At 68.1% G+C, this 13132-nt stretch carries 13 protein-coding genes; 9 read left to right on the forward strand and 4 right to left on the reverse strand.

Translation table 11 applies throughout. The annotated features are described in order from the left end of the window. The first annotated feature begins 6 nt into the window (after positions 1-6). The 4 genes from CA951_RS01070 (at position 7) to CA951_RS01085 (ending at position 5140) form a co-directional block, all read left to right on the forward strand. Entirely contained in the window at positions 7-1047 is a 1041-nt protein-coding gene (locus CA951_RS01070; protein ID WP_087555074.1) for a YncE family protein, read from the forward strand. Between the two features lie 529 nt (positions 1048-1576). Further along, positions 1577-2278, forward strand: coding sequence for a hypothetical protein (locus CA951_RS01075; RefSeq protein ID WP_087555075.1), 702 nt, complete (start codon positions 1577-1579; stop codon positions 2276-2278). A 32-nt stretch (positions 2279-2310) separates the two neighbouring features. After that, on the forward strand, positions 2311-3633 hold the full coding sequence (locus CA951_RS01080) for a TIGR03118 family protein (protein WP_087555076.1): 1323 nt from the start codon (positions 2311-2313) through the stop codon (positions 3631-3633). 1 nt (position 3634) lies between these two features. Then, positions 3635-5140 (forward strand): hypothetical protein, encoded by a 1506-nt coding sequence (locus CA951_RS01085; RefSeq protein ID WP_087555077.1) that lies wholly within the window; start codon positions 3635-3637, stop codon positions 5138-5140. On the opposite strand, the gene CA951_RS01090 is transcribed toward CA951_RS01085, so the two are convergent. Then, on the reverse strand, positions 5132-5554 hold the full coding sequence (locus tag CA951_RS01090) for a hypothetical protein (protein WP_087555078.1): 423 nt from the start codon (positions 5552-5554) through the stop codon (positions 5132-5134). The two genes, CA951_RS01085 and CA951_RS01090, sit on opposite strands and share 9 nt — an antisense overlap. Before the next feature lie 17 nt (positions 5555-5571). Between CA951_RS01090 and CA951_RS01095 the strand changes: the two genes are divergently transcribed. The 5 genes from CA951_RS01095 (at position 5572) to katG (ending at position 10993) form a co-directional block, all read left to right on the forward strand. Continuing rightward, entirely contained in the window at positions 5572-6912 is a 1341-nt protein-coding gene (locus tag CA951_RS01095; RefSeq protein WP_087555079.1) for a sensor histidine kinase, read from the forward strand. Positions 6913-6929: 17 nt separating this feature from the next. Then, positions 6930-7592, forward strand: a complete 663-nt coding sequence (locus CA951_RS01100; protein WP_087555080.1) for a response regulator transcription factor — start codon at positions 6930-6932, stop codon at positions 7590-7592. Positions 7593-7679: 87 nt separating this feature from the next. Beyond that, positions 7680-7835 carry a hypothetical protein gene (locus tag CA951_RS43245; RefSeq protein ID WP_179220070.1) on the forward strand — a complete coding sequence of 52 codons (156 nt, stop codon included), beginning with the start codon at positions 7680-7682 and terminating at the stop codon, positions 7833-7835. 448 nt (positions 7836-8283) lie between these two features. Next, positions 8284-8727, forward strand: a complete 444-nt coding sequence (locus tag CA951_RS01105; protein WP_087555081.1) for a Fur family transcriptional regulator — start codon at positions 8284-8286, stop codon at positions 8725-8727. 37 nt (positions 8728-8764) lie between these two features. Beyond that, entirely contained in the window at positions 8765-10993 is a 2229-nt protein-coding gene (gene katG / locus CA951_RS01110) for a catalase/peroxidase HPI (RefSeq protein WP_087555082.1), read from the forward strand. An 85-nt stretch (positions 10994-11078) separates the two neighbouring features. On the opposite strand, the gene CA951_RS01115 is transcribed toward katG, so the two are convergent. The 3 genes from CA951_RS01115 to CA951_RS01130 form a co-directional block, all read right to left on the reverse strand. Beyond that, a complete protein-coding gene (locus CA951_RS01115) occupies positions 11079-11312 on the reverse strand; it encodes a hypothetical protein (protein WP_087555083.1) in 234 nt (77 codons plus the stop codon). A 90-nt stretch (positions 11313-11402) separates the two neighbouring features. Next, on the reverse strand, positions 11403-12182 hold the full coding sequence (locus CA951_RS01120) for an acetoin reductase (RefSeq protein ID WP_087555084.1): 780 nt from the start codon (positions 12180-12182) through the stop codon (positions 11403-11405). A gap of 382 nt (positions 12183-12564) precedes the next feature. Next, complete coding sequence (locus CA951_RS01130) at positions 12565-12912, reverse strand: hypothetical protein (RefSeq protein WP_236580928.1); 348 nt, start codon at positions 12910-12912, stop codon at positions 12565-12567. Positions 12913-13132 lie beyond the last annotated feature (220 nt).

Consider the following 13132-nt stretch of genomic DNA (forward strand, 5'->3'; position numbering starts at 1 on the left):
CAGGCGATGCCCCGCCATCGCACCCGGCGCCGGAACCTGGCGGTGCGGTGGGCGCTGCCCGCCCTTATTTCGGTCGCCGCCCTGGTCGCCGGGTGCGCTCAGTCCCCGCCGCCCGGCACCGGACCGCTGCCACTGCAACCGGTAGGGGAGATCGCGTTGCCCGGCAACGGGTCCCGGTTCGACTACGAGAGCCTGGACCCCGAGCGGGGGCTTCTGTTCATCGCGCACCTCGGCGCGAGCGAGGTCATCGAGGTCGACATTCACACCCGGCGGGTGGTGCGGACCATCCCGGACATCGCCCAGGTGCACGGTGTCCTCGTCGTCCCGGAGTTGCGGCGGGTCTACGCCACCGCCACCGGCGACGATCAGCTGGTCATTCTCGACGAGGACACCGGCGCCGTCCTCGCCCGCGGCCCCACCGGTAGCTATCCGGACGGGATCGCCTACGACCCGAAACGCGGGACGGTATGGACCACCAACGAATCCGGCGGATCGGAAACGGTGCTCGACGCCGTGACCGCCGCGGTCCGGGGAACAGTCGACCTCGGCGGTGATGTCGGCAACGTCGCCTACGACCGGGTCGCCGATCAGATGCTGGTCGCCGTGCAGGGCCGCGACGACCTCGCCGCCATCGACCCGCAGACTCTGACGATCACCCGGCGCCTCCCGATGCCCGGCTGCCGCGGGGCTCACGGCCTCGCCCTGGACTCGGTCGCCCGGCTCGCGTTCGTTGCCTGCGAGGACAACGCCACCCTGATCACCGTCGACCTGGACGGCTGGCAGCCGACCGGCGCGGCATCCGTCGGCGCCGGGCCGGACGTGCTCGCCTACGACCAAGGCGCCCACCGTCTCTATGTCGCGGCCGAATCCGGCAACCTCACCGTGTTCGACCAACAGGACCGCCGCCTCGCCGGGATCGGGTCCGGTCGTCTCGCCGACAATGCGCACGTCGTCACGGTCGACCCGGGCACTCACCACAGCTACTTCCCGGTCCCCTCCGGAGCCGACGGGCGGCCTGCACTCCTCGAGCAGGAGCCGCCCCCCTAGCGGCCGTACATCCACCGTGCTATCGCGCACGTGAAACGATTAGTCGGGCAACCATTCCGGGGCGGGCGAAGGCTGTGCCGATCTGGGGCCGGCTCTCGATACCCAGTCGACGGCGGCAACCCCGTGCGCACACTTGGGTTACACCGATCGTGAGGATTTCGCCGGTGTGTGATTGCCGACACATAGATTGACTTAGGGGCGCCAAACATTTTTACTTGAGCGGCCCGCAAACAAAGGGCAGGCTTAGCTACATCCTGTGAGTAAGCTGTGAGCAGATTCGAGAGGGGACCGTTCGTGACCACACCAGCATGCCGCCTCCTCTCGAACGGCACCGGCTTTTAGGAGCTGACAGGCTCCATAGACTGGCGTCCGGGACAGCGCGCGCCGACAACCGCACCCGTCGATACGTGCGGACCCCGTTCGCGCACATCCCATTCAGGACCGGTTTGCCCATGCACCCCTGCCGTACCCGTACCACCGAATGCACTCGCACCACCGAGCACGCGCCCGTCGTCGTCCGGAGCGTCCCGTGACGCGCCCCGAACCCGAGGGCGGGCCTCCCACTCTGATCTCCCCGGTCACACCGCTCGCGCCGCGACAGGTTCGTGCCGACGCCGTGTCGTGGGGTCCGGTCCACGCCGGCAGACCGCCACGCAACGCTCGGAAGCGTGTGCTGCCGGTTCCGCCGGGAGAACCGGAACGCCCGCTCGCACTTCATGACTCTTGGTTCATCGTGCTCGCCGCCGCGCTCCTGGCCGCACTGGCGCTCGCCGGGGTCTTGTGGATCTCCGTGCACGTCCGGGTGGATCCCCTGCTGCACACCGCGGCCCTCTTCGTGCACCTCGCGGCGCTGGTGCTCGGCTTCGGTGGTGTCCTCATCGCGGACTACCTGGTGCTGCTGTGGATCTCCGGCCGGTCGACCCTCGCCGAGGCCATCCGCGGCGCGGAACGCCTACACCTGCCCATCTGGGCAGGCCTCGCCGGCCTCGTGGCCAGCGGCGCACTCCTCGAACCCAATCTGGCCTCCACACTCACCCGGACCAAGCTGGTCCTCGTGCTACTCCTGACCGTCAACGGCTTACAGGCGCTGATACTGGGCAGGCGGATCGCGCACAACGATGCGACGCATCTTCCGACCCGGCTGACGCTGTGGGGCGCGGCGACCGCACTCGTCTCCCAGCTGTGCTGGTGGGGTGCCGTGTGGATCGGCTTCTGGAACGCCGAGCACTGATCTTCCCGTACCCCAGAGAGAGGCATAGATCGATGAAGAACACCCGCACGACGCTGTCGTGGGCCGCGTTGCTCGTCACTGCGGCGTCGGCGACCGCGTGCGCACCGGCCGCGTCATCGGACGCACTGCAGGATCTTCCCGGCAATCGTTACGCTCGAACCGCTCTCGTCGCGAGCAGTGCCGACGCCGCCGCCGGGACCACCGTTCCCTCGATGGTGAACGCCTGGGGAGTGGCCATCCGCCCGCAGGGCGAAGGCGGCCACTTCTGGGTCGGAGCGGGCGGAAAATCCTTCGAGTTCGTCGGCGACGTGACGGCGTCGCCCGACCCCGCACTGCGCACACTGCACCAGGATCCGCTGCACGAGGTCAGTGTGCCCGGCGCGGACGCGGACACCTCCGACACCGGCCTCGGAAAGACCACCGGCGTCGTGTTCAACCCCGCACCCCTCACCTCCGACAGCTTCGCCGTCACCGGGCAACCCGTGATGGTGGACGGCCGGCAGGAAATGCTCGGTGGGTCGTCCCGATTCCTCTTCGCCACCGATTCCGGCCGCATCTCCGGTTGGACCGAGCAGGGGGCCGACGGACGCATCGTCCGGCACGACGGCCCCGCGAAGGAGATGTTCAACGGTGAATCCGCGGGAATGAGCTTCTTCGGGCTGGCACTCGCACCCGGCCGCGACGACACACTGTGGGCCGCCGATTTCGGTGCCGAGCCGCAGATCCGGCAATTCGACAAGACCTGGCAGCCCGTCGCCACGCACGGTTTCGCCAATCCGTTCGCCACCGGAAACCCGCTCGACCCCGCCGACCCGAACGGTGGCAAGCACGCCCGCCCCGGCGATCCGGCCCCGTTCAACATCGTCACGGCCGGTGACCGGGTCTTCGTCACGTACGCGACGACCAAGGCCGCCGAGAGCGGCACGGGATTCGACGCGGGCGAGGAGGACTCACTCGACGCCGAACAGGAGACCGCGAGCGGCGACCGTCCCGACCGCGGCAAGGTCGCCGAGTTCGACGCCGCGGGCAATCTGGTCCGTGTCCTCGACGACCAGGGCCGCCTCAACGCCCCGTGGGGTGTCGCGGTCGCGCCCGCCGATTTCGGTGCGCTCGCCGGCGCAATCCTCGTGGGCAACTTCGGGGGCGCGGGCCGGATCGCCGCATTCGACGACGAGACGGGCGCGTTCATCGACTACGTACGTGACGAGTCCGGTGCCGTTCTCGCCGTGGAGGGCCTGTGGGGACTGTTGTTCGGCAACGGGGAAAGCCTCGGCGACAGCGACTCGCTCTACTTCACGGCCGGTCCCGCCGACGAGACGGACGGCGTCTTCGGCCGCCTGCGCGCGGCCAACTGACGTGGACGACACCAACACGCACGGACTCGGGCTCAGCGTCGGAACCGCGTGCGCCGTCGCAGCGGTCGCCGGTGCGGTCGGCGTCGACGCCGTGCTGACCCGCCGTTCCACGCTGACGTTCGGCCCCTTGTCGACCGTGCGGTTGGGCGACCCGCCGGGCGATACGGGTGTGGTGGCGGGCTTCGCGGATCGGATCGGGGAGACCGTCGTCGCGGGCGACGGCCTCCGCTACTCCGGACAGGATCTGGTCGCCACCGCCGCGCACTGCCTGATCGCGGAAGCCGCCCCGCCGGACGACACGCCGATCGTGCTCGCCCATCCGGCCGTTCACCCGGCCCGGGTCGTGAACGCACAACGGGACGCGCTCGATCGTGCAGGCCTCGGCAGGGTGGGTCTGGTCGCCTCTCCCGTCGCCGCAGTCGCCTGGCTCGAGTCCGAACACGGCCTTCTGGGCGAGGGACTCGCGCTCGTCTGCGAGGTCGGCGCCGACAACCTCGACCTCACCGTCGTCGCGTTCGGTGCCGGCAGCGGATCCGATCCGATAGTCGGGCGGCCACTGCGTTCGACGGAGTTCGGCGGGCGTCACCTCACCGGGGTAGGAGACGACTCGATCGACGACCCCGTCGCGGGGACCCTCGAACTCGTCGCGGACTGTCTCCGTGTCGCTCGCGTCAACGTCACCGATCTCGACGTCGTCATCGTGACCGGCGCCGCGGCGACCGATCCCGCCGTCGAGAAAATACTGTCCGCGGCGTTGGGCACGCCGGTGGTGTGCGAGCCGGCGCCCGGCCACGCATCGGCCTGTGGGGCCGCCGTTCTCGCGGCGGCAACCAGGTTCGTCACTGCAGCAACAGCATCCGATCGCTCGGCGTCGGTTGGACGACGGGCTTTGCGCGTTACCGCCGCCGCGACCGCCGCCGCGGCGATGATCGCCGTCCCGTGGCTTGCCCGCGACATGACCTCGATACGGGAGCCCGGGGCGGGTTCGTCAGTCACCACACACGCGTTCGAGTTGATCGAACAGCCCGAGCCGCCGCGAATCCCGGCCGCCAGAACCGCACCCTCGAGCCCGGCCTTGACTGCGGTGGCAGTTCCCCAGGCCCTGCCGGTTGAGGCAGTGACCCCGGCCGAGTCGATATCGTGGGTTCCCCGCGTGGCATCGATTCATGCACATTCTCCGCTGATCGAACCGAGCGTCGAATTCACCGGCGAAGCCGAGCCTCTCCCAACGGAATCCACATATGCGCCACACATCTCCGCGGTGACACCGGTGGTGTTCGTGCCCTCGAGCGCTCCTGTGGCGACCTCGACTCCGCCGGATCCCACCGAGTCCACGCCGGCGCCGACCGAGTCCACGCCGGCGCCCACCGACGCACCCGATCCGACGACGTCGCCTCTCGAGCCGCCCCTCACGGACGCGCCGAGCGAGCCGGCTCCGGACCCCGACGACCCAGCCTTGCCCTCATCTTCGTCCTCCGAGTCAGAGCAGCCCACCTCGTCACCGTGACAACCCGCCGCTCAGCACGGCCGTCCGCCGGTCGATTCGGTTGCCGGACACACGTCCCGTCGTGTGGGACTCGATCATCCGTTGCTCGTCGCGCTGGGAGCCGCGCAACGGCACGGACGAGGCGGCCGCGGCGTCGAGCAGCGCGCGCAACGCGGGCTGCTCACTCGCCAGTTCGTGCCACGCCGCGTTTATGGGCGTGCCGTACTCGACCGCCTGGTCGAGACGGGCGGCGAGATGGTTGCTCCACCGGTGCTGCAGGGCGAGCAGGATGTTGTCGGCCGAACCGAAAAGCTGGATCGCGCCGGGCACTTCGTCGAAGCGCAACGCCAGTGCGGGGTCGACGTGCGCCCGCGCCAGGACCTCTTCGAGTACCGCCCGGCGTGCACGGAAATCGTTCCACGACATCTCGGCCACCCTCCGTAGTTCCGTTGATGCCCGTTACGCTACGGATCCGCGGCGGCGGTTTCGCCGTGCCACGGTCGCGTTCTCGTCTCCTACCGTGGGTGGAGGTCGTCTCCGCTCCGGAGACGACGCGGCCGGGGTGGGTCTTCGCCTACGCTGGTCGTGTGCAGGTGACGACTTTCTTTCGTCAACGCGTGGCGGAGAGCGAGTACGACTACCCGCTCGCCGTGCCGGTGTTCGCGCACATCGCGGTCGTCGCTATCGCCGGTGCCGCTGTCGCGCAACGCGACGGCTTCGTGCTGCCGGGATGGGTGCTGCTGTGCGGCCTGGTCGCCGCGGTGACCCCCGTTGCGGGAGACATGATCCGACCGGGGGTGGTGCTTCCGCGGCCGTTCCTGGCCGTCGTCGTGACCGCGGCGGCCGCACTGTTGCTCCTGCAGCAACCCGACACGGCCTTCGACTTCGCCCCGCTCATCCTGGTGATCCTCACCGGCGAGGTCGCGGCGACGGCGTCGCTGGGAGTCGGCCTCGCCACCCTGGTCAGCTCGATCGCGGTCCTGTCGGCGTTCGCCGTGGCGGGGCGACTCGACGGCGCGCCCTACGCCCTCGCCGGAGTCGTACTGGGCTGGGCGTTCGGGTATCTGATGCTCACCCAGTTGCGTCTCCTGCATCAGGAGCGGGCCTCGAAGGCGATCCAGTCGGAGCAGGCCGCCACCCGTGAGCGCCAGCGGATCGCCCGCGAGGTGCACGACGTCATCGCCCACTCGCTGAGCATCACGCTGCTGCATCTGACCGCGGCCCGCCGGGCGCTCGAGCAGGACCGCGACGTCGATGATGCCGTGGATGCGCTCTCCGACGCCGAGCGGCTCGGGCGGCAGGCGATGGCCGACATCCGCCGCACCGTCGGGTTGCTCGACGCGGGCCCGGCAGGTACCCGCCCGGAACCCGGGGTCGCCGACCTTCCCGAACTGGTCGACGACTTCCGCCGCGCGGGTCTCCCGGTGGACTTCGACCTGCACGGAGACCTGTCCGCGGTGACCGGGACAGTGGGTCTCGGTCTGTACCGCATCACGCAGGAATCGCTGGCGAACGTCGCCAAACATGCACCCGGCGCCGGCGCCGACATGCGGCTCACGATCGAACCGGAACGCGTGTCCCTGGAAATCCGCAACCCGATCCGGGGCCGGGTGCCGGCATCGGACAGCTCGCGCGGTTCCGGTCTGCGAGGTATGCGCGAACGCGCCGCGCTGCTCGGTGGCACGCTCCGCGCAGGCCCGGAGGGCAGGCGGTGGTCGGTGCACGCCGCGGTCCCACTGCCCCGGGACTCGTGCCGGCCGGCGATCCTCCGTCACATTCCGGGACTGTCGTGACGGGCCCGGAGATCAGGGTGCTGCTGGTCGACGACCAGGAACTGGTGCGGTCGGGGCTGCGCCGGATCCTGCGGCGCAAGGACGGCTTCGTGATCGTCGGCGAATGCGCCGACGGCTCGGAGGTGCCGGGCGCGGTCGCGGAGCACACCCCGGATGTCGTGCTCATGGACCTGCGGATGAAGAACGTCGACGGCATCCGGGCCACCCGCGAACTGCGGTCGGCCGCCCAGCCGCCGCCGGTGCTGGTGCTCACCACGTTCGACGACGACGATCTGCTGTCCGGATCGCTGCGCGCCGGTGCGGCGGGGTTCATCCTCAAGGATTCGCCCGCCGAGGATCTGATTCGCGCCGTCCGCACCGTAGCCGAGGGCGGCGCCTGCCTCGACCCCGCGGTGACCGGACGGGTTCTCGCCACGTACCGCACCGTCGCGCCGTCGTCCGGCGGGGACCGCAACCGCCTCACCGAGCTGACCGCGCGGGAACTCGACGTGCTCGCGCTCATCGGGCGCGGGCACAGCAACAGCGAGATCGGGCGTGAGCTGGGTATCTCGGGCGTGACCGTGAAGAGTCACGTCGGGCACATCTTCCTCAAACTCGATCTCCGCGATCGCGCGGCCGCCATCGTGTACGCGTTCGATCACGGCATCGTCTCCCCGGGCGACACCGGTTCGGCCGTGTGATCAGGTGCCGCCGTTCCCTGACACCGACAGCTTCCTGCGCCTAGGATTCGCATAAAAGCCCGAGCCACTCTCACAGAGGAATTGGCCATGATCGCAATCGGTGTGGTGCTCATCGTCGTCGGCTTGGTCGTCAAGATCTCGTCACTGTGGATCGCAGGCCTCATAGTCGGCGCAGTCGGCCTTCTCCTCCTGCTCCTCGGGCTGATGGGCCGCAAGGTGGGCGGACGCAAGTACTGGTACTGACGGGTCGACGACGTCAGTCACGTTGTGTCCGTTCCGTATCGAAGCGTCGCGCGCGGCTACAGTCGGCGCACGGCGAATCGGGTCACAGGGGAGGGTGGTGGTGACAGCTGTTGCAGCCCTGTCGCTTCCGGCGGACGAGGATCGGTAGCGGGCGGCGACGTGGCTGGTTCCGGGATCGACCGTGTACGTCCGGGTCGGTAAGACCGAGGCGGCGGGTCGGACGTTCTGACGCAGGTCGACGGCAGCGGTGGCGGTGGACTGTTCCTCGTGCCGTCGGATTGTCCTCGCCGGATTCGGTCCCGTCGGTCGTGGTCACCTTCGAGCTTCCCTGATGGGTTGTCTGAGCGCTCTCCGGCGGCCGACCGCCATTTGTATGTAAGTGGAAGTCACGGCAAATTGTTTCCGCAAACTCTTTACTGAGTCCAGAAAAGTAGTCCATAGTGGGTGGGTGCCGTCGATGCCGGATTACGCAGCGTTACTGCGCGGGGCTGAGCTTCGCGTGACCCGCCCGCGGGTCGCGGTGTTGGAGGCGGTGCACGCACGTCCACACGCCGATACGGAGACGATTTTCGGCGCGGTGCGCACGGTTCTGGACGGGGTGTCCAGGCAGGCCGTGTACGACGTGCTGCACGCAGTGACCGCGGTGGGATTGGTGCGCCGGATACAGCCGGCCGGCTCCGTGGCTCGTTACGAGTCGCGGGTCGGAGACAATCACCACCACGTGATCTGCCGGTCGTGTGGGGCAATTGCGGACGTCGACTGCGCCGTCGGCGAGGCGCCCTGCCTGACCGCGTCGGACGACAACGGTTTCCTCGTAGAGGAGGCCGAGGTCATCTACTGGGGTCTGTGCCCCGACTGCTCGACAACACAGACTTCTCGATCGAAACCCTGACCAACAGCCCAAATTGGTCTCTCCCGGAAGGAATGTTGTGTCCGATAGCTGCCCGGTTGCTCACGAGGGAAACACTCAGAGCACCAGTGAAAGTGAAAACCCCGCAATCCCGTCCCCCACTCCGACGGCGCACCGCCCGAGGACGAACCGTGACTGGTGGCCGAACCAGCCCGAGCTGTCGGTCCTGCACGCCCATTCGTCCAAGTCCAACCCGATGGGCGAGAACTTCGACTACGCAGCGGAGTTCGCGAAGCTCGACGTAGAGGCACTCAAGCGCGACCTCACCGATCTGATGACGGATTCGCAGGACTGGTGGCCTGCCGACTTCGGCCACTACGGCGGTCTGTTCATCCGGATGAGCTGGCACGCCGCAGGCACTTACCGCATCGCCGACGGCCGCGGCGGCGGCGGTCAGGGCGCCCAGCGTTTCGCGCCCCTCAACAGCTGGCCCGACAACGCGAGCCTCGACAAGGCGCGCCGCCTGCTCTGGCCCGTGAAACAGAAGTACGGCAAGCAGATCTCGTGGTCCGACCTCCTCGTCTTCGCCGGCAACGTTGCACTGGAGTCGATGGGATTCAAGACCTTCGGGTTCGGATTCGGACGCGAGGACATCTGGGAGCCCGAGGAGATCTACTGGGGCCCCGAGGACACCTGGCTGGGCGACGAACGCTACAGCGGTGATCGTGACCTCTCGGGTCCGCTCGGGGCCGTGCAGATGGGTCTCATCTACGTGAACCCGGAGGGTCCCAACGGCCAGCCGGATCCTCTCGCCGCCGCCCGCGACATCCGGGAGACGTTCGCCCGCATGGCGATGAACGACGAGGAGACGGCCGCGCTGATCGCCGGCGGCCACACGTTCGGCAAGACCCACGGTGCAGGCGACGCCGACCTGGTCGGTCCGGAACCGGAAGGCGCCCCGATCGAGCAGCAGGGTCTGGGTTGGAAGAGTGCCTATGGCACCGGCGTCGGCAAGGACGCGATCACCAGCGGTCTCGAGGTCGTGTGGACTCCCACACCGACGAAGTGGGACAACAGCTTCCTCGAGGTTCTGTACGGCTACGAGTGGGAGCTGACCAAGAGCCCCGCCGGTGCCTGGCAGTGGACCGCGAAGGACGGCGCGGGCGCGGGCACGATTCCCGACCCGTTCGATTCGTCGGCGGGACGCGCCCCCACGATGCTGACCACGGACCTCTCGCTGCGCATCGACCCGGCCTACGAGAAGATCACCCGCCGTTGGCTCGACAACCCGCAGGAGTTCGCCGACGCGTTCGCGAAGGCGTGGTACAAGCTGCTGCATCGCGACATGGGACCCGTCACGCGCTACCTCGGCCCGTGGGTCCCGGAGGCGCAGCTGTGGCAGGATCCGGTCCCTGCCGTCGATCACCAGTTGATCGGTGACAGCGAGATCGCCGCCCTGAAGAGCAAGATCCTCGACTCGGGGCTGTCCATCTCCCAGCTGGTGTCCACCGCCTGGGCGTCGGCTGCCACGTTCCGCAGCACCGACATGCGGGGCGGCGCCAACGGGGCGCGGATCCGGCTTGCGCCGCAGAAGGATTGGGAGGTCAACAGCCCGGCTGAGCTGTCCAAGGTTCTGCAGACCCTCGAACAGATTCAGCAGGACTTCAACTCGTCGCAGTCCGGCGGTGTGAAGGTCTCGCTCGCGGATCTGATCGTTCTGGCCGGTGCCGCGGCTGTCGAGAAGGCGGCGAAGAACGCCGGCCAGGACATCACGGTTCCGTTCACGCCGGGGCGCACCGACGCCTCGCAGCAGCAGACCGACGTCGAGTCGTTCGCCGTGCTCGAACCGAGGGCAGACGGGTTCCGCAACTACCTCCGGCCGGGAGAGAAGTTGCCTGCCGAGGCACTGCTCGTCGAGCGGGCCTACATGCTGAACCTGACCGCCCCCGAGTTGACGGTTCTCATCGGCGGCCTTCGCGCGCTGAACGCCAACTTCGGGCAGACCGCGCACGGCGTGTTCACCGACCGGCCCGAGGTGCTGACGAACGACTTCTTCGTCAACCTCCTCGATATGGGGACGGTGTGGAAGGGGGCCGCCTCCGCCGAGAACGTCTACGAGGGCAGTGACCGCGTCACGGGCGACGCCAAGTGGACCGCCACGGCCGTCGATCTCGTGTTCGGTTCCAACTCGCAACTGCGTGCTCTCGCCGAGGTCTACGCCACCGACGACGCGCAGCAGAAGTTCGTGCAGGACTTCGTTTCCGCGTGGAACAAGGTGATGAACCTCGACCGGTTCGACCTCGACTGATCACGGTGGTCGGTCGGCCCCCGGGCCGGCCAACCGTCACCTGACCCGGCATCCCGCGAGCATCGGCTCGCGGGATGCCGGGTCTTCAGGCCATCGACAGTTTCTCGGCGTTGCGTACCGCGGTCTCGAGGTGTCTGTCCGCGGTGCTCAGGTCCAGCCGGGCGTCGCTGAGGCTGTCGATCACCCCTTCCCGCGAAGCGCCGTCGGCTGCGCTGTCGAGAAGGTCGAACGCGTCGGTCAACTCCTTGATCCGGTGTTCGAGTGCCTGCAGATCGGCCCGCAACCGGGCGGTGCGTTCGACGAGGTCGCCGACGTCCATGGCTGCCCCCCTCTCATCCCGAACTCACTGACGCGTCACCACCTCGTCTACCCGCGGTTGCGGCCGCGAAACCACCACTTCCGGCCGGGCCTACCGGTACACGAGGCCACCGTCGATCAGCCCAGCCTGCCCGGTCATGTAGTCGGAGTCCGGTCCGGCGAGATACGACACGTACGCGGCGACGTCCTCGGGTGTCTGTGCCCGGCCGAGGGCGATGCCGCCGACGAACTTCTCGAACGTGGCACCCTTCGGCGCCCCGGTGAGGGCTGCAAAACGCTCGTCGATGGTGACCCACATGTCGGTGCCGACGACGCCGGGGCAGTAGGCGTTGACGGTGATGCCGTCGGACGCGTACTCCTTCGCCGCGGCCTGAGTGAGTGCGCGGACCGCGAACTTCGTCGCCGAGTACACGCCGAGCATCGCGAATCCCTCGTGGCCGGCGATCGACGACGCGTTGATGATCTTCCCGCCGTGCCCACGCACCCGGAACTTGTCTGCCGCGGCCTGGATTCCCCACAGCACACCTTCGACGTTCACGGCCAGGATCCGTGACACGTCCTTCGGTGTCGCCTCGGCGATCGGGTCGACCTGGGCGATGCCCGCATTGTTCACGATGATGTCGAAGCCGCCCAGTTCGCGCTCCGTCCGGCCGACGGCAGACCGGACCTGGTCGCGGTCCGTCACGTCGGCGACCAACGAGATCGCCTTCGAACCCGCCGCCCGGACCTCGTCGGCCACCGCGCCGACCCGGTCGGCGTTGACGTCGACGAGCGAGATGTCGGCGCCGTCCGACGCCAATCGCAACGCGATCGCACGTCCGATGCCCTGGCCTGCGCCGGTGATCAACGCGACTTTGCCCTCGATGCTCATCCCTAGCTCCTCTCCGATGTGATCGTGCTCACACGGAGCCAAGCATCGCCGACCGTGGCTGTGCGAGGGTTGCAGCCGATTGCATGTGCTCCCTACCGAATGAGCCGGACGCCGTTCTCCCCGCGGATCGGTTCGATTGGCGGATGCGAAACGACAACACGATCGAGGTTCATCGAAAGCTCTTCAGAGACAACATCCCTGACGTGATCCGGGCCAACGACGGCACACCCCGCTGGCACACCCTGGTCGACGACTCGGAATACCTGGCGGCCCTCCATGTCAAGGTCGTGGAGGAAGCGAGAGAACTCCACGGCGCCTCACCGGACGCGCAGTCGGGGGAGTGGGGACGAGGGCCCACGCCTCGTTCTGCACTTGGTCGGTGTCAGAACGGGTTGTAGATCCACACCCCGCGGTAGTCCCATTCGCTCGACCCGGTCGGAATCTTCACCTGATCGAGTTTGTGCTCATTTCCGAGGTGGTCGAACTGGCGACACCAACCCTGCCCATGAAAGGACGCACACTCGATCGTTCGGCTCGTGCCGTACGGACTCAGGATGATCGACTTGTCGGCGTTCGCGCCGAACGCTCCAGGGTCCAGGGGCGTGACGAAGTAGGAGGTCCGATCCTTGTACCCAAACGGGTCGGGATCGACCGGATCGGCGGATGCCGTCGACACACAGATGCCGAAGGGGATGAGGGACAGGACGGTTGCCGCGATAGCCCGGTTCACTTGCACTCCATTCGCATTCGGGACGAACGCCGTCCCTGATCGAGTCGATGCTTTCACTCGACTATCGCGCGCCGTCTGATTGCGTTACGCCGCATGCCAGCTACTCCAATGTGAGTGGTGCATGCTCGTCGAACTCGTCGCACGTCTGCTGCACCCTGAGTGCGGAAAGAGTTTCCGATGCGCTGTTGGCCGGAGCTCCTCTTTCCCTCAGCGAATCATC

Source organism: Rhodococcus sp. NCIMB 12038 (assembly GCF_002165735.1).
Classification (GTDB): domain Bacteria; phylum Actinomycetota; class Actinomycetes; order Mycobacteriales; family Mycobacteriaceae; genus Rhodococcus_F.